Source organism: Shewanella electrodiphila, assembly GCF_023283985.1.
Classification (GTDB): domain Bacteria; phylum Pseudomonadota; class Gammaproteobacteria; order Enterobacterales; family Shewanellaceae; genus Shewanella; species Shewanella electrodiphila.
Window position 1 is genome coordinate 62,426 of sequence record NZ_JAKIKU010000001.1, and the last position, 18,352, is coordinate 80,777.

Annotated in this window: 18 protein-coding genes and 1 pseudogene; 1 reads left to right on the plus strand and 18 read right to left on the minus strand. The window is 42.1% G+C overall.

Annotation, left to right across the window (positions count from 1 at the left end; genetic code table 11):
• Positions 1–71 precede the first annotated feature (71 nt).
• From ybeD to leuS, 12 genes are all read right to left on the minus strand, one after another.
• On the minus strand, positions 72–338 hold the full coding sequence (gene ybeD / locus L2737_RS00270) for a DUF493 family protein YbeD (RefSeq protein WP_102528094.1): 267 nt from the start codon (positions 336–338) through the stop codon (positions 72–74).
• Between the two features lie 162 nt (positions 339–500).
• On the minus strand, positions 501–1,679 hold the full coding sequence (locus tag L2737_RS00275) for a serine hydrolase (protein ID WP_102528093.1): 1,179 nt from the start codon (positions 1,677–1,679) through the stop codon (positions 501–503).
• Positions 1,680–1,932: 253 nt separating this feature from the next.
• A complete protein-coding gene (locus tag L2737_RS00280; RefSeq protein WP_428848361.1) occupies positions 1,933–2,775 on the minus strand; it encodes a septal ring lytic transglycosylase RlpA family protein in 843 nt (280 codons plus the stop codon).
• Complete coding sequence (gene mltB, locus L2737_RS00285) at positions 2,765–3,775, minus strand: lytic murein transglycosylase B (protein ID WP_248954397.1); 1,011 nt, start codon at positions 3,773–3,775, stop codon at positions 2,765–2,767. Before mltB ends, L2737_RS00280 begins: the two co-directional genes overlap by 11 nt.
• A gap of 80 nt (positions 3,776–3,855) precedes the next feature.
• Positions 3,856–4,968, minus strand: coding sequence for a rod shape-determining protein RodA (gene rodA / locus L2737_RS00290; protein WP_102528091.1), 1,113 nt, complete (start codon positions 4,966–4,968; stop codon positions 3,856–3,858).
• Positions 4,965–6,821: a penicillin-binding protein 2 gene (mrdA, locus tag L2737_RS00295; protein ID WP_248954398.1), complete on the minus strand. Its 1,857-nt coding sequence runs from the start codon at positions 6,819–6,821 to the stop codon at positions 4,965–4,967. Before mrdA ends, rodA begins: the two co-directional genes overlap by 4 nt.
• Positions 6,822–6,914: 93 nt before the next feature.
• Positions 6,915–7,385 (minus strand): 23S rRNA (pseudouridine(1915)-N(3))-methyltransferase RlmH, encoded by a 471-nt coding sequence (gene rlmH / locus L2737_RS00300; RefSeq protein ID WP_055025767.1) that lies wholly within the window; start codon positions 7,383–7,385, stop codon positions 6,915–6,917.
• Positions 7,385–7,714 carry a ribosome silencing factor gene (gene rsfS, locus L2737_RS00305; RefSeq protein WP_102528089.1) on the minus strand — a complete coding sequence of 110 codons (330 nt, stop codon included), beginning with the start codon at positions 7,712–7,714 and terminating at the stop codon, positions 7,385–7,387. The genes rlmH and rsfS overlap by 1 nt, the downstream gene beginning before the upstream one ends.
• A gap of 99 nt (positions 7,715–7,813) precedes the next feature.
• Positions 7,814–8,485: a nicotinate-nucleotide adenylyltransferase gene (gene nadD / locus L2737_RS00310; protein WP_102528139.1), complete on the minus strand. Its 672-nt coding sequence runs from the start codon at positions 8,483–8,485 to the stop codon at positions 7,814–7,816.
• A gap of 35 nt (positions 8,486–8,520) precedes the next feature.
• Positions 8,521–9,552, minus strand: a complete 1,032-nt coding sequence (gene holA / locus L2737_RS00315) for a DNA polymerase III subunit delta (protein WP_229370636.1) — start codon at positions 9,550–9,552, stop codon at positions 8,521–8,523.
• Positions 9,552–10,046 carry an LPS-assembly lipoprotein LptE gene (locus L2737_RS00320; protein ID WP_248954807.1) on the minus strand — a complete coding sequence of 165 codons (495 nt, stop codon included), beginning with the start codon at positions 10,044–10,046 and terminating at the stop codon, positions 9,552–9,554. Before L2737_RS00320 ends, holA begins: the two co-directional genes overlap by 1 nt.
• 182 nt (positions 10,047–10,228) lie before the next feature.
• A complete protein-coding gene (gene leuS / locus L2737_RS00325) occupies positions 10,229–12,808 on the minus strand; it encodes a leucine--tRNA ligase (RefSeq protein ID WP_102528086.1) in 2,580 nt (859 codons plus the stop codon).
• 120 nt (positions 12,809–12,928) lie between these two features.
• On the opposite strand from leuS, the gene L2737_RS00330 reads away from it, so the two are divergent.
• The gene (locus tag L2737_RS00330) at positions 12,929–13,429 is read left to right on the plus strand and encodes a zinc ribbon-containing protein (protein WP_102528085.1); all 501 of its coding nucleotides are present in this window, start codon (positions 12,929–12,931) and stop codon (positions 13,427–13,429) included.
• 45 nt (positions 13,430–13,474) lie between these two features.
• On the opposite strand, the gene L2737_RS00335 is transcribed toward L2737_RS00330, so the two are convergent.
• The 6 genes and pseudogenes from L2737_RS00335 to L2737_RS00360 form a co-directional block, all read right to left on the minus strand.
• Positions 13,475–13,777, minus strand: coding sequence for a methylation site containing protein (locus L2737_RS00335; protein ID WP_248954399.1), 303 nt, complete (start codon positions 13,775–13,777; stop codon positions 13,475–13,477).
• Positions 13,778–14,122: 345 nt separating this feature from the next.
• Positions 14,123–14,239, minus strand: a pseudogene (locus tag L2737_RS00340) (prepilin-type N-terminal cleavage/methylation domain-containing protein); the annotation flags it as partial.
• Positions 14,240–14,241: 2 nt separating this feature from the next.
• Positions 14,242–15,771 carry an apolipoprotein N-acyltransferase gene (gene lnt / locus L2737_RS00345; RefSeq protein WP_248954808.1) on the minus strand — a complete coding sequence of 510 codons (1,530 nt, stop codon included), beginning with the start codon at positions 15,769–15,771 and terminating at the stop codon, positions 14,242–14,244.
• Positions 15,772–15,817: 46 nt separating this feature from the next.
• Complete coding sequence (gene corC, locus L2737_RS00350) at positions 15,818–16,696, minus strand: CNNM family magnesium/cobalt transport protein CorC (RefSeq protein WP_102528082.1); 879 nt, start codon at positions 16,694–16,696, stop codon at positions 15,818–15,820.
• A 50-nt stretch (positions 16,697–16,746) separates the two neighbouring features.
• Positions 16,747–17,235, minus strand: a complete 489-nt coding sequence (ybeY, locus tag L2737_RS00355; RefSeq protein ID WP_102528081.1) for an rRNA maturation RNase YbeY — start codon at positions 17,233–17,235, stop codon at positions 16,747–16,749.
• Complete coding sequence (locus L2737_RS00360) at positions 17,225–18,316, minus strand: PhoH family protein (RefSeq protein ID WP_248954400.1); 1,092 nt, start codon at positions 18,314–18,316, stop codon at positions 17,225–17,227. The genes ybeY and L2737_RS00360 overlap by 11 nt, the downstream gene beginning before the upstream one ends.
• Between the last annotated feature and the right edge of the window lie 36 nt (positions 18,317–18,352).

Below are 18,352 nucleotides of genomic sequence, written 5' to 3' on the forward strand. Positions count from 1 at the left end.
AGTTGGCTTATTATACGCACCTAGCAGCAAAATGACATCAAAGTGTTAGCTTGATCACATTTTGCTCATGGTTAAAGTACGCGATTCACGCCTTCGATTGCCGCAAGGTCGGTATAAACCTGCTCGATATGCTCTTTGCTGGTCACAGTAATGCGGATTGAAATCGCATAGTAAGTGCCTTTGCTTGATGCTTTCACAGTCGGTGCATAGTCACCTGGAGCAAGCTGTTGCGCTACTGCAACAATGCGATCCGCTAGGGTATCATCGGCAGTACCAATCACTTTGAATGGGCAAGAATTCGGAAATTCCATTAGTTCGCCAAAGTTTGTTTCTAACATGTGTTTGCTCTCTGCAGTTGTAATATGTGCTATCTGTTCTATATGGGGTAATTATACTGTAATACAAGGCTTATAACACAGAGTCTATGCATTTATCCTAAGCATAAAAAATTAAAGCCACCCGAAGGTAGCTTTAATTATTAGATTCTCTACTGGTACTGATTAACTAAACCAGCCTTCAAACATTTGCTTGAAGTAATCCATCAGTTTGCTAAACCAGCTACCTTCGTTAACTTCATTAAGTGTAACAAGTGGGAACTCAGCAATATCTTTACCATTAAGTTGGAAGAAGATACGGCCTACAGTTTCGCCTTTAGCTAATGGCGCTGTTAGGGGTTTAGTTAGCTCGAAGTTTGCTTCTAGGTTTTTCGCTTGACCACGGTTAATGGTAATAGGCGTATCAGTTACGACACCTAAATCAACGTTTTCACGATCGCCGTACCAGATTTTCTGGGTGACAAAAGTATCACCCGCTTTATACGGCGTGATTGATTCAAAGAAACGGAAACCATAGTTAAGCAGTTTTTTACTTTCAGCTTTACGCGCTGATTCACTGTTTGTGCCCATCACTACGGTGATTAAGCGCATACCATCATTGGTTGCTGAAGAAACTAAGTTATAACCAGCGCCTGAAGTATGACCGGTTTTAATGCCGTCAACGTTAAGGCTGTTATCCCACAATAAACCGTTACGGTTATATTGTTTGATACCGTTAAACGTAAACGATTTTTCTGAATATACACGGTATTCATCAGGAACGTCGCGGATTAAGGCTGCGCCTAACAAAGCCATGTCATAAGCCGTGGTTTTGTGATTGTCTGAATCTAAACCATGAGAGTTTTCAAAGTAACTTTGGGTCATGCCAAGCTGCTTTGACCATGAATTCATTAAATCAACAAAGCCATCTTCTGTACCAGCAATATGCTCAGCCATTGCAACACAAGCATCGTTACCTGATTGAATGATGATGCCACGGTTAAGGTCTTCTACAGTGACTTTCTTGCCAACTTCGATAAACATTTTAGAAGAGTCTGGGAAGTTTTTAGACCAAGCTTTTTTACTGATGGTCACTTCATCTTCTAGTGAAATATTACCTACCTTAACTTCGTGACCAATCACATAGCTGGTCATCATTTTAGTTAAGCTGGCAGGGTTTAGCGATTCGTAGGCATTGCTTTCAGCGATAACACGGCCTGAGTTGTAGTCCATTAAAACGTAAGCTTTAGCGGCAACTGTTGGTGCATTTGGCATAACCATGGGTGCATTGGCTGCGTGAGAAGATAAAGATACAGCGGAAAGCAGCAGCAAAGATTTAAGCGGAGTGTTAACAATATTCTTCATTGAGTTTGCACATCTCTGGTCAGTCGTGAAAGAAGTAAGGTCGTTTATCAATTATTATCTATATTACAGCTGGTTAAATAAAAAGTAGCTAACTACTTTAGCTGATTTACATAGTGATACGACATAATTAAAAAGATTATACCATTAGTCGACCTCAATTTGGCATTAAGGTTCCTTAACACAGGTTATTAACTGAAGTCGGATGTCGTATTTACAATCTTTAAATTTGATTACACAGTGGAATTAAGCACGACTACTTTTTTGTTGGCGCTCTTAAATAACTTTGTGGGTAGCCATCTTGTTTGATTTGCAGCAATAATTTATTCGCAAGGTAACTTTGACCAATGGGGCCAAGTAACAAGCGATAAAAACCATTAGCAGACTCAACAGAAGCTGGCACTTTATATTTTGCTTCAAGCTCTTTGGCGAGCACATTGATCCTTACTTGATCTTTAGAGGCTACCACTTGGATGATATGCACACTGTCATCTTTGAGTTCATCCAATGCCATCGACTCGGGTGATTCAATGTGGATGGTTTCAATATTCACCTTAGCGGTGCCACTTCCAAGCATGTCGAGTTTATAAGCGGCGGCATAGGATAAATCTATGATGCGACCTTCATGAAACGGGCCGCGATCATTCACACGTACAATCACTTGCTTATTGTTCGCTTCGTTAGTGACTTTAACATAGCTAGGCAAGGGTAAAGTTTTGTGCGCCGCAGACATTGAATACATGTCGTAGGTTTCGCCATTGGAAGTTAAATGACCGTGAAACTTAGAGCCGTACCAAGAAGCATAACCACTTTGACTAAAGTCTTTGGCACTCGGCATCACAGTGTAGGATTTACCACGGACAGTATAGGTGCGTTTATTACCTTGGCGGCTATAAGGTTCGTATTTAGGATGCGCATCTTCAACTTTACTCACATCTGGAGCACTTTGCGGCGCGCGATCGTTTTTCATTTGATAACGGTCATCTTGACTAGTAGAAGATGAACTTGAACAAGCACTCAGTAGCCCCAGTAAGCTTAATGTGCTGATGCTCAAAATCGTTCTTTTTTGCATTGATGAGTTAATCAGATTAATTAGCATGGTAAGCGGCTTCTAACTGTTGGCTAAACTGATAAACCGCCATAGCATATAACGGGCTGCGGTTATAACGGGTGATCACGTAAAAATTATTTAAGCCTAACCAGTATTCTGTCGCTTCTGGTTGATCCAATTTCACGAGTAAAGCACGTTGAGATGCATCGATGTCTTTCGCTTTTGCAAGGCTCAAGGTTGGCGTTAAAATGTCGGCAACGGTTTGAGTTGGTTTTCCTTTCACCCACACTTTGGCTTTTGGTGCTGTATCTACAGTGTGGTTAAGCTCTAGCGTAACAGGTGCGCCGCGCTGCCAACCATGTTGGTGGAAGTAGTTAGCGACACTGCCAATGGCATCTTGTTTATTATTCAGCAAGTCACGACGACCATCGCCACTGAAATCAACTGCGTAATGGCGATAGCTTGATGGAATGAATTGGCCGTAACCCATAGCACCAGCGTAAGAACCTTTTAGGTTGTCATTATCTAATTGTTCTTCTTTAACCAATGACATTAAGTTGCCAAATTCACTGCGGAAAAAAGTCGCTCTAGGTGGGTAATAAAACCCTAAGGTGTATAACGCATCTTGGACTTTATAGTTGCCCATATAGCCGCCATAAAAAGTTTCGATACCAATAATAGCCACTATGATTTGCGGGTCCACTTGGAATTTGTCTGCAGCATTGTTGATGGTTTCAGCATTGTCATGCCAAAATTTCAAGCCTTTTTCTAAGCGTTTGTCAGTCAGAAAAATGGGATAGTATTGATGCCAAGGCTTAGCTTCCCAAGGTTTAGATATTGCATCTAACACCGCTTGATTATGATTTGCTGTTGCGAGGAAATCTTTGACTTCTTGCTCTGAGAACCCTTTATTTACTTGGTCACTGATAAAGGCCTGCTTGAGCGCCGTCACTTCTGAACTGTCCGCGGTGTTTATCTCAGTTGCTTGGAGACTTGAGCAACTCAGTAGTAAGGCTAAACCAGCAGCGAATGTCGTTTTTAAATGCATTAACAATCCTTTTGTCATGTTTGTTTTATCATATTGGCATTATTTGTAACCTGCCTAAAGCCGAATATACAGCGTAAAGCTTAACGGTCTATGAAACGTCGATGAGTATGAATACTCATTAATATGCCAAAACCAATCATCAAGGTCATCATTGATGTACCACCATAACTGACTAAAGGTAACGGTACACCAACAACAGGTAAAATGCCCGATACCATGCCTATATTCACAAAAATATAAACGAAGAAGGTTAAGGTAATACTGCCTGCAAGTAACCTTGCAAAACTGGTTTGTGCACGAGATGCAATCACTAACCCACGGCCAATAATATACATGTAAAGTGCAAGTAAGATTAAGCTACCAATTAAGCCAAACTCTTCACCAACCACTGCAAAAATAAAGTCGGTGTGCCTTTCAGGTAAAAACTCTAACTGAGATTGCGAACCTTGTAGCCAACCTTTACCCCATAAACCACCAGAGCCAATAGCAATTTTTGATTGGATAATATGGTAACCCGCGCCTAGGGGGTCTCGCTCAGGATCAAATAAAGTCATGACCCGTGTGCGCTGATAATCATGCATTAAGAAAAACCACAATATCGGCAGTAATGCCAAAACCGCGGCGACACAGGAACCGACAATAACCCAGCTCATGCCTGATAAAAACAATACAAAAACACCTGATGCAGCAACCAAGATTGAGGTACCTAAATCAGGTTGTTTGGCGATCAATAAGGTTGGGATTAATAGAATCACTAATCCACCGGCTAAATGACGTTTTTTAGGCGGCAGTGGAAATTTACTGATATACCACGCCATGGTAATAGGGAAGGCAAGCTTAATCAGCTCTGATGGCTGGAACTCCATAAAACCTAAGTTTAGCCAGCGCTGTGCCCCTTTGTTAATGGTGCCAAAAAAGTGTACTCCAAGCAGTAATATGATGCCTGCTATGTAAATAGGCAGTGCCCAACGCCGCAATATTTCTGGGTTGATTTGCGCAAAAACAAACATGACAAACAAAGACAAACTGAGTCGTACTAGCTGTCTTTCCATCATGGCAGCGTCTTCACCACTGGCGGAATAGATTACGAATAGCCCAAACACCATTAAGGCTAATAAGCCGAGAAGCAAAGGTAAGTCTATGTGTAATTTTTGCCAAATATTCTTTTTATGGGGGTGGTGTGAGGCATTCATTCTGCCACCTTCCATTCGTCACGTAACATATATTCGTCCAATAAGGCGCGGGCAACAGGGCCTGCGTTAACGCCGCCCCAACCGGCATTTTCTAGCACTACAGCGAGGACTATTTTAGGGTTTTCATAAGGGGCATAAGCAATGATTAATGCATTGTCTCTAAGATGCTCTGCAATCGTGTCTGAATCATATTTTTCATCTTGTGCAACACTGAATACCTGAGCTGTACCGGTTTTCATTGCGGCAGTGTATGTGGCGTCAGTAAAGCGCGATTTGTGCGCTGTGCGGCGCATCGCCTCGTTAATAATTTCCCAATTATTATCATCATTTAGGCTGATGGGTTCTCGTTCATCAATTGGGGTGTCTATCTTAGAGGTTTCATCTTTGAATGATTTCAGCAAATGCGGTGTGAAGCGTGTACCACGATTAGCCAAAATAGTGGCTGCATTGGTTAGTTGTAGTGGCGTTGTGGTCCAATAACCTTGACCAATACCCACTGAAATGGTGTCACCAATATACCAAGGCTGGTTATAGCGCATGCGTTTCCAATCTTTGGACGGCATGATGCCATTGGCTTCTTCATAAATGTCGATACCACTTGGCTCACCAAAGCCAAATTTGGACATAAAGGCTGCCATTTTATCAACACCGACTTTGTAAGCGAGATCGTAAAAAAACGTATCGCAAGAGTCCATGATAGAGCTATAAACATCAACCCAGCCATGGCCCCAACGTTTCCAGTCACGATACTTTCGTTCAACGTTAGGAATTTGCCAAAAGCCTGGATCCCAAATGCGGGTTTTCTCTGTAATGGTTTTTTCTTCGAGGCCTAATAAGGCAACATGAGGCTTAATAGTCGATGCCGGCGAATATTGTCCTTGTGTTGCTCGGTTAATTAGCGGTCTAGATGTGTCATTTAGTAGAGCACTGTAGGCTTTAGTGCTAATGCCATGGACAAATAAGTTAGGGTCATAGGTAGGGCTTGATACCATGGCAAGTACGCCACCATCTTGGGGATCGATTGCCACCACTGAACCACGACGTCCATCGAGCAATTCCATGGCTTTTTGTTGCAGTTTTAAATCTAAAGTTAAGTAGATATCTTGCCCAGGTGTTGGCGGCGTGGCTTTTAAAGTGCGAATAACACGGCCACGGTTGTTTACTTCTTCTTCTAAATGCCCTGGTTTTCCAAGCAAGAGACTTTCATAGTATTTTTCAATGCCTTGCTTACCAATGTCATTGGTTGCAGCATAATTTTTCCATTGGCCTGATTTTTCAAGTGAGGTTCTATCTCGGGCATTAATTTTACCCACATAACCCAGTACATGGGTCATGAGACCTTCATAGGGATAATGGCGTTTAAGACCTGCTTCGACTCTAAAACCTGGGAACTGATGTTGATTAACACTGAAGGTAGCAACTTGCTCTTCAGTCAGGCGAGATTTAATCGTCAATGGTTTGAAGCGACGATGATATCGAAGCCTTTCAGTGATAGTTTCACGCTCATCTGCACTTAATTCAATATACTCGTTAAGTTTATCTAGTGATGCGCTTATGTCTTCGGTTTTTTCAGGAATAACTTCAAGAGTATAAAATGGTTGGTTTTCAGCGAGTAACTGACCGTGTCGGTCATAGATAAGTCCACGACTTGGTGCTACAGGTACAACACGGATACGGTTATCGTTTGAGCGAGTTTCATAATCTTGAAATGAGACAACTTGCAACTGATACAAGTTGGAAAGCAATATACTGATTAGGATAAACACGCACAGGAAAGTAAACAAAGCACGACGTTTGAATAGCGACGCCTCGGCAGCGTGGTCGTGCATGGCAATGCGCTTTTTTGGCGACACTTAAGCTTTCTCCGATAGGTTCAGGCTGACAAATTCAGCTTAGCTATATTAGCTGAATTAACTTCACTTTTACCAGAGGTTTACCGATTAGGCTTATTCTCTGTGGTAGGGATGGTTGTTATTTATGCTCCATGCTCGGTAAAGGCTTTCAGCAACCAAAACGCGAACTAATGGATGGGGTAGCGTGAGGGCTGATAAACACCAACTTTGACTAGCGGCAGCTTTGCAATCTGGAGCAAGACCTTCAGGACCGCCAATCAATAAACTGACATCGCGGCCATCAAGTTGCCATTTACTGAGTTGCTGAGCAAGTTGGGGTGTCTCCCAGTTCTTGCCTGGCAAATCTAGGCTTACAATGTGATTGCCTTTGGGCACAGCTGCTAGCATAAGTTCGCCTTCTTTTTGAAGAATGCGTGCTATATCAGCATTTTTACCGCGCTTCCCAGCTGGGATCTCGATGAGTTCTAACGCCATATCTCGAGGGAAACGACGTTGATACTCTTCAAACCCGCGGGTGACCCAATCTGGCATCTTAGTGCCAACAGCAATCAGTTGTAACTTCATTAGGCGTCGTTTTCAGTCCATAGCTTTTCTAGGTCATAAAATTCGCGTGTTTGCTGCTGCATCACGTGTAAAATTACGCCACCTAAATCAACGAGTACCCATTCACTGCTATCACGGCCTTCAACACCTAATGGTTGGTTACCAGCAGTTTTAGCTTCAACAATCATGTTTTCTGCAATAGCGCGAACATGAGTTTTTGATGTACCAGAACAAATTACCATGTAATCAGTAATGTGTGATTGGTTTGCCACGTCTAGTACCACAACGTCTTTGGCTTTCAGGTCGTCGATCTTATCGACAACAAAATCTTTTAATTCCGTGCTCTGCACGTCACTTACCTCAATATGTAAAAATAACGGAGCATTATACGCAAAATACCCTAGCTAGCGCAATTGAAGCCGTGTTCAATTAAGCATCTAAAATCGCTTTTACTTATTTTGGTACAGATGATGCTCACAAATGTATTGTTGGATCACAAAGGGCAGCATATTAGCGATCTCTGTGTTAACAAATACTTTCGTGTTGTGCGTTGTTTTTTGTTGTTCAAAGGGGACATTTTTGAGGAAACGACGAATTTCTGTTGAGGAAATATCCTGCAAGCTAACATCGACAGGGAATATTTTTCCCGTTTTAGCTAATGCGGGCACTTTTGCATTTTGAATTAACAAATCCGCCATCGGGCTGTTTTTGTCTAATTGCCAACCTGGACGCTGACAGACAACTAAGTGACATAAATTAAAAATGGATTGCCACTGGTACCAAGACGGTAGGTTGATGAACGAGTCAGTGCCCATGATGAAATAAAACTGATGCTGAGGATATTGTTGTGTTAGCAGTTCCAGTGTCGTTGCGCTATATGACGGCGTATCGCGATTAATTTCAATATCGCACACTTCAAAATGGTCATACTGCTGACAAACAAGTCGCGCCATCGCTAAGCGGTGTTGGCTACTGACTTGGGTAGTCTGTTTGTGCGGTGGAATATGATTGGGCATTAACCAAATTTTATCGAGCCCAAGTTGCTGCTGAACTTCTATAGCGGGTTTGATATGACCGAAGTGAATTGGGTCAAAGGTGCCACCTAATAACCCAATTTTCATTCCTGCTTGATGATGACTATTGCTCAAAATGGGGCTCATGTTTGCAGTTCTATATGCGCTAAACGCCGATGAGCATTAGGATCAAACAGTAAGCATAAGTGGCTCATAGCAGTCCAATCTTCAATACCATGTTGTTTAAGGTTCATTTCCATTTTTGACGCAAAGGCCAACATGTGTTCAATTTGGCTGAGGGTTAAGCGGGTTAAAGCCGCTTGGTATAATGGCTTACGTTTATCCCAAATCCGATGTTGTTGCCATAAACTATTTAGTTGAGCGCCTTGTTCTACAGCAGTCTTAAGATTAAGTAATACATTTAGCTCTTTAAATAGCGCCCACATCAAAATTGGCATTGCAGTGCCTTCGCCATTGAGCTGCACCACCATATGCTGAGCATGTTTTTGATGATTACCCAGTAAGGCATCTGTCAGTTGAAACACGGTAAAGCGAGATTGATCTTCAAAATAATCAGTTAAATGATCACTATGAATCGGCTCATGAGGGCTAAGTAACTGCAGTAATTGTAATGCTTGTTCAGCTGCGAGCAAATTACCTTCAAACAAGTTAAACAGCATGGCTTTTGCATCCATCTGTACGTGTAACTTGTAATGACTAATACGGTTATCTAACCAACGTTGAAACTGCTTACCTTCTGGCGTGGTACAAGGTAAGTAAATACCCGCTGCATCAAGAGTTTTGAACCACTTACTTTTTGTTTCAGCAGAAAGCTTAGGCCCATGAATTAATAAGATGATGTCAGGGTTTGGATTTTGCATCATCGAAATGAATGCAGCAGAACCTTCAGTGCCAGGCTTTGCCTGAGGTAGAGTGAGTTCGATAATGCGGCGACTGGCAAACAAACTCATGGATTGCCACTCTTGAATCAAATCATTCCAACTAAAACCGGTTTCTTGGGTTAGGTGAACACGTTCATCAAATCCGTGTTTTTTAGCCGCAGCTAGAATCTGTGCTTTACAGTTTTCAATCAGCCATGGGTCATCACCGAAGAGTAAGTAACAGCCTTGAGGGCTTTTAAGATGTTGGCTTATTTGATCTGGGTAAACCCGCATTAATTCACCTCAATGGAGGCCAGGGTTTGAATAATATTGTCGGCGGCCTGAATACGCATTTCTTTGACCAACATTTCCATTTCACGACTTTTTGCTAATGCTGTACGTGGATCGTCTTGATAGTCACGACGAATTTCTGTTTGGAATATTTGTGGTTCAGACTCAGGTAGTGTGAGTGAGTAATTCACTAAATAAATAAGTTCGTATTCAGCGACGTTACCTGTCGGGTATAGAGACAGTGTTGCACGCTCAAGAGAATCATTTACCAGTCTAAGGGTAGGCGTGGTATCTGATGCTGGAACCGTTGAAATAGTATGAATACGTAGGCGATCGCTGACTAAACGTGACAGTTCACTGTATTGATCGTTGGTGCTTAAATGCAATTCTTCAAGCTCGACTGGAATAGAATAACTGCGTTGTAATTTAAAGCCGCAACCTGCAGTGGTTAATATAACCAGTGCCATCATTGCCAAGCTAATGCGTTTTATTAGCATCACTAGTATCGGCATCCTTTTACTTAACTTTTAAATAGAATTTATTGCTTTCGCAACCCTGATAGTAGATTACAGGGAAATAAGAAAGGTTGCTAATCAATAGCAACCTTTCTGTTGGTATAAGCAATGTGTGATGCATTTGGCTGTTACTTTTGAAATAACAGCAAACGCACCATTATCGTTTACTTAGCTACGATATTTAACAGCTTACCCGGGACGTAAATAACTTTACGAACGGTGACGCCTTCAACAAACTTCAGCACATTCTCATCAGCTAAACCAAGGGCTTCAACTTCTTCTTTAGAAGCGTCAGCAGCAACAGTGATTTTAGCGCGAAGCTTACCGTTAACTTGTACGATGATAAGTTTGCTGTCTTCAACTAATGCTGATTCATCAACTGTTGGCCACAAGCTGTCTTCGATATCTGTTGTATTACCTAAAGCAGTCCACAAGCTGAAGCTTGTATGTGGAATGATTGGGTAAAGTAAACGAGTCACCGCGGTTAATGCTTCTTGCATTAGGGCACGGTCTTGCTCATTGGCAGACGGTGCTTTTTGCAATTTGTTCATTAATTCCATGATCGCAGCAATCGCAGTGTTGAACATTTGACGACGCTCAATATCATCGCTGACTTTGGCAATGGTCTTATGCAGTTCACGGCGTAGTGCTTTTTGATTGTTGTCTAGGGCTTTAGGGTCTAATGCGACCACTTCGCCTTGGGCAACATGATCGTGTGCCGTTTTCCAGAAACGCTTAATGAAACGGTGCGCACCTTCAACACTTGATTCTTGCCACTCAAGGGTTAATTCAGGCGGCGCTGCAAACATCATGAATAAACGGACGGTGTCTGCACCGTATTTATCAACCATTTCTTGTGGGTCGATACCGTTATTCTTAGACTTCGACATCTTGCTCATGCCGGTGTAAACCAGTTCATGACCTTCGCTGTCGATTGCTTTGACTACACGGCCTTTGTCATCAGTTTCTTGAACTGTTACATCAGCTGGTGAAACCCAAACACGTGCGCCTTTCTCGTTGTTATAGTAATAAGCATCTGCTAATACCATACCTTGAGTCAATAAGCGTTTTGCTGGCTCATCAGAGTCAACTAAACCGATATCACGTAATAATTTGTGGAAGAAACGGAAGTACAGAAGATGCATACAAGCATGCTCGATACCACCGATGTATTGATCCACTGGTAACCAGTAGTTAGCTTTAGCAGGATCAAGCATTTGATCTGCATGCGGGCTACAGTAACGTGCGTAGTACCAAGAAGATTCCATGAAGGTATCAAAGGTATCTGTTTCACGCAGTGCTGGTTGACCGTTAACTTCGGTTTTAGCCCACTCTTTGTCGGCTTTAATCGGGCTTTGAATACCGTCCATTACGACATCTTCAGGTAAGATAACCGGAAGTTGTTCAGCTGGCGTTGGCATTACCGTGCCGTCTTCTAAGGTCACCATTGGAATTGGTGCGCCCCAGTAACGCTGACGAGATACACCCCAGTCACGAAGACGGAAGTTAACTTGACGCTTACCTTTGCCTTCAGCAGTCAGTTTGGCATCAATAGCATCAAATGCAGCTTGGAATTCAAGTCCATCAAATTCTGCAGAATTAAACAGTACACCTTTGTCAGTAAATGCAGCTTCACTGATGTCGACTTCGCTATCTGCTGGCTTAATCACAGCTTCAATCGAAAGACCGTATTTTTTAGCAAACTCAAAGTCACGTTGATCATGAGCGGGTACAGACATAACCGCGCCAGTACCGTAGTTCATTAATACAAAGTTACCTACCCAGATTGGGACTTCTTTGCCTGTTAATGGGTGAACAGCATTAAGACCGGTAGCAACACCTTTCTTTTCCATCACAGCCATAGCAGCTTCAGTGGTATCAACGTTTTTACATTCTTCGATGAATGCCGCTAACTCAGGGTTGCTCTTTGCCGCTTGCTCTGCCAGTGGGTGACCACTTGCAATTGCAACATACGTCACACCCATTACGGTGTCAGGACGTGTGGTATAGATATCGAATGTCTCATCACTGTTAGCAACATTAAAGGTCATTTCGATACCTTCACTGCGGCCAATCCAGTTACGTTGCATAGACTTAACCTGTTCAGGCCATTCGTCTAGCTGATCGATGTCATTTAATAGTTCTTCAGCGTAATCGGTGATCTTGATGAACCACTGAGGAATTTCTTTTTGAACCACCTCAGTGTCACAGCGCCAGCAACAGCCGTCTTGTACTTGCTCGTTAGCCAGTACCGTTTCATCATTTGGACACCAGTTTACTGAAGCTGTCTTTTTGTAGACTAAGCCTTTTTCATAAAGCTGGGTGAAGAACCATTGTTCCCACTGGTAGTACTCAGGCGTACATGTGGCGATTTCACGGCTCCAATCGTAACCAAAACCTAATAGCTTAAGTTGGTTCTTCATGTAGTCGATATTTTCGTATGTCCACGGTGCTGGGGCAGTCTTATTATTGATTGCCGCATTTTCAGCAGGTAGGCCGAATGAGTCCCAACCAATAGGTTGTAGAACATTTTTACCTTGCAAACGTTGGTAACGAGCAACAACATCACCTATGGTGTAGTTACGGACGTGTCCCATGTGAAGTCGGCCAGACGGATAAGGGAACATAGAGAGACAGTAGAACTTCTCTTTGTTTTCATCTTCTGTTACTTCGAAGGTTTTTTTGTCTTCCCAGTGCTTTTGCACTAAGGCTTCAATTTCTGAGGGATTATATTGCTCTTGCATCAATCTATTCCGGCCTATGCCGCCCATTGTTTGATCTAACGCTAAAAAGCGCGAGTGAGATCTGCATAGAATAAACTAGAAGTGATGCATTAAAAAGGTTCAGATGAAGGAGTATTTTTTATGAGTGGACGAAGTTCAGCGTTATTAGCGCTTTATCACACGCTTTTTGAGCAAGTTAAGCAGCGTTATGATGAAGATAACTCATTGACAGCAAAGAGCCTTTTTGCATCAATAACCCAGTGTAAAGATTATTTGCAACTCAAATCTGATGCAGGTGAAGATGAGTTAGCTTTAGTAGAAGAATTTTTAAAGCGTGACATTGCAAGTTACCTAAAAGACGAAAATGCCGATAATCTTAGTTATAGCCCAACGGTGATCACCTTAGAAAACACCCTTTGGCACTGGTTAGGTGAAATTACTGACCGCAGCCAAGTTGAGTGGCATGAGATTGCTCAAGATTTCAAACACAAAGGCTTTTATATGTCAGGTGAAGTGATTAATCAGGGCAAAGTGATTTGTACTGAATGTAATCATGAAATGAATATTGAGTTTCCGAGCTTAATTCCTGATTGCCCGCAATGCGACAATGAAATGTTTACCCGAGAATCGTTAGCGCCTTAAATTTTGAGGTTGCACATTTAATGGTTACTAGCTGTGTTTAAACGGCTAGCAACCAGTTGTGACATTATTATATTGCGGCCCAGTGGTTGCGTTACTGGCTTGTACGTAGTGAAAATAACAATTGTCATCTAACACCTTACCGTCATCATTGAGATCATAGCCGATAAAAGTATCGGCAATACCTTGATACTCGATGACAAAGCCGTCATCCAAGATCAACCATTCTTCAATATCGGTATTATCCAAATAACCCCATTTAAGACGTGTATTAAAGCTGCCATCACCTTCAAGGTCGATATCAAGTAAGTCATCTCTATTGTTGACAGTTTGGGTAGAGAAGCTGCTCATTTGCGAGCGAGCATAGACTAACGAATTTGCCGTTTTTGCACTGGCATTAAGTTGTGATAAGCCACTAGGGTCTGTTGAACTTTGCAGATTGAATTTTGTTCGAGTTAAAAACGTTTTAATTGAGGCGAATGGATTGATGCCTAGTCATCTAAGCACCTTTTGTTCACAAAGATTTATCCAACAAAGAGTAAAACGTTTTTAGACGAACCCTTCAGGCAGCGTTTGTTGGCCATTTTTACTGCGTTATCGACGTTTTATGTAGACTAACTACATCACAAAGTCTCTGCCTTGTATAAATGGCCAACAATTCGCTGCAAAAACAACCTTGAAAGCTCAATAGGCCCTATACGCTTCAGTGGACATATTGATAAATTTGGGGGCGGCAATAATAGCTATGATGGCCAAAATAATAATCACCACAACAAGTTCTATTAAGGTAAAACCTTGATTAAATCGTTTCAAGCTCAATCAGGTCTGCCTTTTTTCCAAAGCATGATTTGTTGAGTTAACCCTATCAAAAACAACAAACCACAGAGTAATAATAATGGTGTTTGGCCAATACGTTTAAACCACGTTTCACCGTTATATAACGGAACATCTGCAACTAATACGCCTTGTTTAAATTGCGGGATTTGATGGGTGATACGACCGTGAATATCTACCACAGCTGTTACACCATTGTTGGTTGCTCGAACTAATGGACGGCCTAATTCAATTGAGCGCATTTGGGCTATTTCCATGTGTTGCAATGGACCAATTGTATCGCCAAACCAAGCATCATTTGAAACCGTTAACAGTAAATCGGTATCTTCATCGATATTGGCGCGCAGTTGCTCAGGAAACACAATTTCGAAGCAAAGAGCAGGGGCTATTTGATAGCCCATGGCATTTAAGTTTTGCTGTTGATAAGTTCCGCGCCCAAACGATGACATAGGGAGATTAAAAAACGGCGCTAATGGTCTTAACAGGCTTTCAAACGGGACAAATTCACCGATAGGGAGTAAGTGATGTTTTTTGTAATCATTGGTGCCATTGCCTTGATAGTCACCTTGGGGCTGCACTGACTGATTGGCGTTACCCAATACAATAAGTGAGTTATAAAATTCTTGCTGCTGTGTGCTGATAATACCGGTAATGATGGCGCTATCATTCATATTCGCCACTTTATCGGTATTATGTAAAAAATCACCCACCATTGACTCTGGAGCGGGTACTGCAGCTTCTGGCCATACGATAATATCGGCATCAAAGTTTGGACGGCTTAAATCCATATATTTAAGCAGTGTTGGCCATAACGCATCAGGCTCCCACTTCATACTTTGTTCGATATTGCCTTGCACTAACGCCACTTTAACGGTTTCGCCGCGAGGGGTAATGTCAGATATTAATGGTGTAACGATTGTCGCAATGATAATGCTGGCGCTGATGACCGCTGCACTGATAAAACGTTTCTTTAAGACTAAAACAATGCTGCCGCAAAACAGAGCGATGAGATAACTTAATCCTAGTGCGCCAATAACGCTGCCAAGTTCAGAAATCGGTCCCTGGGTTTGACTGTAGCCAGCCCATAACCATGGGAACCCTGTAAGCACCCATCCACGCATCCATTCAGTTAATACCCAAAGTGCAGGGAATAAACCGAGATACTGAAAGGCATGATGCCAATGTTTAAAGTGCGGATACTGACTAAGTCTTGCGGTGAGATACCCCGCTAATGCAGGGTATAGCGCTAAATAAAATGCCAGTAATGCCATAAGCCCCATTGAAACGAATAACGGTAATCCGCCAAACGTATCAATACTGACATGGACCCAGCTGATCCCAAAAGCAAAACAACCAAAGCCGAAACTTAGCCAATGAAAGAAGTTTTCTTTAGGGGTTAAGTGTCGGCTTTGATAGAGAACAAATATCATTGCCGCGGGGTAGAAAGCCCATATTGCGTAAGGAGCAAAGGCGAGAGTGGTACTCGCGCCCGCAGCAAAAGCCGTCACCATCTTTAATAGTGATGACTTCGAGATATTTATTTTTTTAAACACAGTGTTAGTCGTCGTTATCTTCTTGAAGTTTAGGATCTGGTAACTTAACGCTAAGTTGAATTAACCGTCTTGTATCAGCGTTAGTGACTTTAAACTCGATATTATCGATAAGTACACTTTCATTGCGCTCTGGTAAATGACCAAAGGCGTGTGACACTAAACCGCCGACAGTATCAAATTCTTCATCGCTGAATTGAGTACCGCAAGCTTCGTTAAATTCATCAATAGGGGTACGTGCTTTAATCATAAACACGGTGTTACTGATTTTTTTGATTTCCGTATCTTCTACTGAACTATGGTCGAATTCATCTTCAATTTCACCGACGATTTCTTCCAAGATATCTTCAATTGTGACAAGACCGGATACCCCACCATATTCATCGACCACAATGGCCATATGATATCGCTGGGAGCGGAATTCTTTGAGTAGCACATCGACACGTTTGCTTTCTGGAACCACTACAGCTGGCCTGATGACTTGATGCAGTGAGAAAGGTTGGTCTGATTGCTTGAAGCCATACTTAAGCAGATCTTTTGCAAGCAAAATGCCTTCGATATGGTCTTTATCTTCGTTGACTACAGGAAAACGAGAGTGAGCTGATTCTATTACTGTTTTCAGTAATTCATCAACTGTGCTATCGATTTGTAGTGTGACTATTTGGCTGCGAGGGATCATGATATCGCGTACGCGTAATCCTGAAACTTCTAATACGCCATTCATCATTTCACGGGTATCTTCAGTAATTAAATCACGCTCTTCAGCGCCCGCAATGACCTCTACGAGATCTTCGCGATTTTGAGGTTCGCCCTGAAACAACTGACCTATTTTGTCAATCCAGTTTTTTTTACGGGCGTTGGTACTCGGTGGGATGTCGTCACTCATAATATTTTACTAAATCATCGGAGGCATTTACATGCAATCCTTTGACTTATTTATGCTTCCTTATACGGATTTGAAAAACCTAAGCCTTCAATGAGTTGAGTCTCTAATGACTCCATTTCTTCAGCTTCGTTGTCGATAATATGGTCATAACCTAGCAAATGCAAGCAGCCGTGAATAACCATGTGGGCCCAATGTGCTATAAGGGGCTTATTCTGTTGTTTTGCTTCGAGTTCTACGACTTCAGCGGCAATGATTAAATCACCTAAAAGTGGTAATTCAATCCCTGGAGGCGCCTCGAAAGGAAAAGATAAAACATTGGTAGGTTTATCTTTCCCGCGGTAAGTATGGTTAAGCTGCTGACTTTCACTGTTTTCGACAATGCGAATCGTTAATTCAGCCGTTTCCATGGTATTACCGAGTGCTGTTTTAACCCATAACTCAAACTCATCTTGAGTTGGTAATTGTTGCGGGTCATCAACGGCAATTTGTAAATCTAGCTCTAAATCAAGCTTTGAAGCTACGTCAGAGTTAAGCGTCATTTTTTACCACTCCAACAGTATTAGCATCTTCATTGCTCATTTGTTCATTAAATGCATTCTGACGTTGTTTATATTGGCGCTCTTTTTCAGCTTTTAGTGCCAGTTCTTTTGAATCAAATGCTTCATAAGCTTCGACTATGCGGGCAACAATCGGGTGACGAACCACATCTTGAGACATAAAGAAGTTAAAGCTAATGTCATTGACTTCGCTGAGCACTTCAATTGCCTGGCGTAGTCCTGACTTTTGACTGCGCGGTAAATCGATTTGAGTAATATCACCAGTGATGACCGCGCGTGAATTAAAGCCGATACGAGTTAAGAACATTTTCATTTGTTCAACAGTGGTGTTCTGGCTTTCATCTAAAATCACAAAGGCATCATTTAAAGTACGACCACGCATGTAAGCCAGCGGGGCGATTTCAATGATGTTGCGTTCAAGCAGTTTTTCAACTTTTTCAAAACCTAACATTTCAAACAAAGCATCATAAAGTGGGCGTAAATACGGGTCGACTTTCTGGCTTAAATCACCCGGCAAGAATCCGAGTTTTTCACCGGCTTCAACCGCTGGACGCGTTAATAGAATACGACGAACTTCTTGACGTTCTAATGCATCGACTGCGGCTGCAACAGCTAAAAAGGTTTTACCTGTGCCAGCAGGCCCAATACCAAAGGTGATGTCATGTTTAGCAATGTTTGCCACATAATTAGCTTGGTTTGGGTTGCGTGGCTTGATGATGCCGCGCTTAGTTTTGATGTGTAGGGTATCGTCTTCAGCAGAAGATTCTGCCTCAAGATTAATCACTTCTTGAATGGCGAGATGAACTCGTTCAGGTTCAAGATCAGGCGTGCTGCCTTTAACCGTTTGGGTTTCAATATAAAGCTGTTTCAATAAATTATTGGCATTAAAGGCATTACGAGGCAGACCAACAATTGTGAAATGGTTGTTTTTATGGACAATCTCAACACCTAGACGGCGCTCAAGTTGCTTAATGTTGTCATCATAAGGACCACATAATGAGGCAATTCTTCGAGTCTCAGCAGGCTCGAGATACAAATTCATGGTTGTAACTTTAGTGGACAAAAATAATGCTCCAAAAACGATATGTTTATTAACAAA

What these genes read in the sequence shown, in the direction of transcription:
- ybeD (WP_102528094.1), bottom strand. Translation starts at nt 338, where the DNA reads ATGTTAGAAACAAACTTTGGCGAACTAATGGAATTTCCGAATTCTTGC.
- L2737_RS00275 (WP_102528093.1), bottom strand. Translation starts at nt 1,679, where the DNA reads ATGAAGAATATTGTTAACACTCCGCTTAAATCTTTGCTGCTGCTTTCC.
- L2737_RS00280 (WP_428848361.1), bottom strand. Translation starts at nt 2,775, where the DNA reads ATGCTAATTAATCTGATTAACTCATCAATGCAAAAAAGAACGATTTTG.
- mltB (WP_248954397.1), bottom strand. Translation starts at nt 3,775, where the DNA reads ATGCATTTAAAAACGACATTCGCTGCTGGTTTAGCCTTACTACTGAGT.
- rodA (WP_102528091.1), bottom strand. Translation starts at nt 4,968, where the DNA reads ATGAATGCCTCACACCACCCCCATAAAAAGAATATTTGGCAAAAATTA.
- rlmH (WP_055025767.1), bottom strand. Translation starts at nt 7,385, where the DNA reads ATGAAGTTACAACTGATTGCTGTTGGCACTAAGATGCCAGATTGGGTC.
- nadD (WP_102528139.1), bottom strand. Translation starts at nt 8,485, where the DNA reads ATGAAAATTGGGTTATTAGGTGGCACCTTTGACCCAATTCACTTCGGT.
- holA (WP_229370636.1), bottom strand. Translation starts at nt 9,552, where the DNA reads ATGCGGGTTTACCCAGATCAAATAAGCCAACATCTTAAAAGCCCTCAA.
- L2737_RS00320 (WP_248954807.1), bottom strand. Translation starts at nt 10,046, where the DNA reads ATGCTAATAAAACGCATTAGCTTGGCAATGATGGCACTGGTTATATTA.
- leuS (WP_102528086.1), bottom strand. Translation starts at nt 12,808, where the DNA reads ATGCAAGAGCAATATAATCCCTCAGAAATTGAAGCCTTAGTGCAAAAG.
- L2737_RS00330 (WP_102528085.1), top strand. Translation starts at nt 12,929, where the DNA reads ATGAGTGGACGAAGTTCAGCGTTATTAGCGCTTTATCACACGCTTTTT.
- L2737_RS00335 (WP_248954399.1), bottom strand. Translation starts at nt 13,777, where the DNA reads ATGAGCAGCTTCTCTACCCAAACTGTCAACAATAGAGATGACTTACTT.
- lnt (WP_248954808.1), bottom strand. Translation starts at nt 15,771, where the DNA reads ATGGTGACGGCTTTTGCTGCGGGCGCGAGTACCACTCTCGCCTTTGCT.
- corC (WP_102528082.1), bottom strand. Translation starts at nt 16,696, where the DNA reads ATGAGTGACGACATCCCACCGAGTACCAACGCCCGTAAAAAAAACTGG.
- ybeY (WP_102528081.1), bottom strand. Translation starts at nt 17,235, where the DNA reads ATGACGCTTAACTCTGACGTAGCTTCAAAGCTTGATTTAGAGCTAGAT.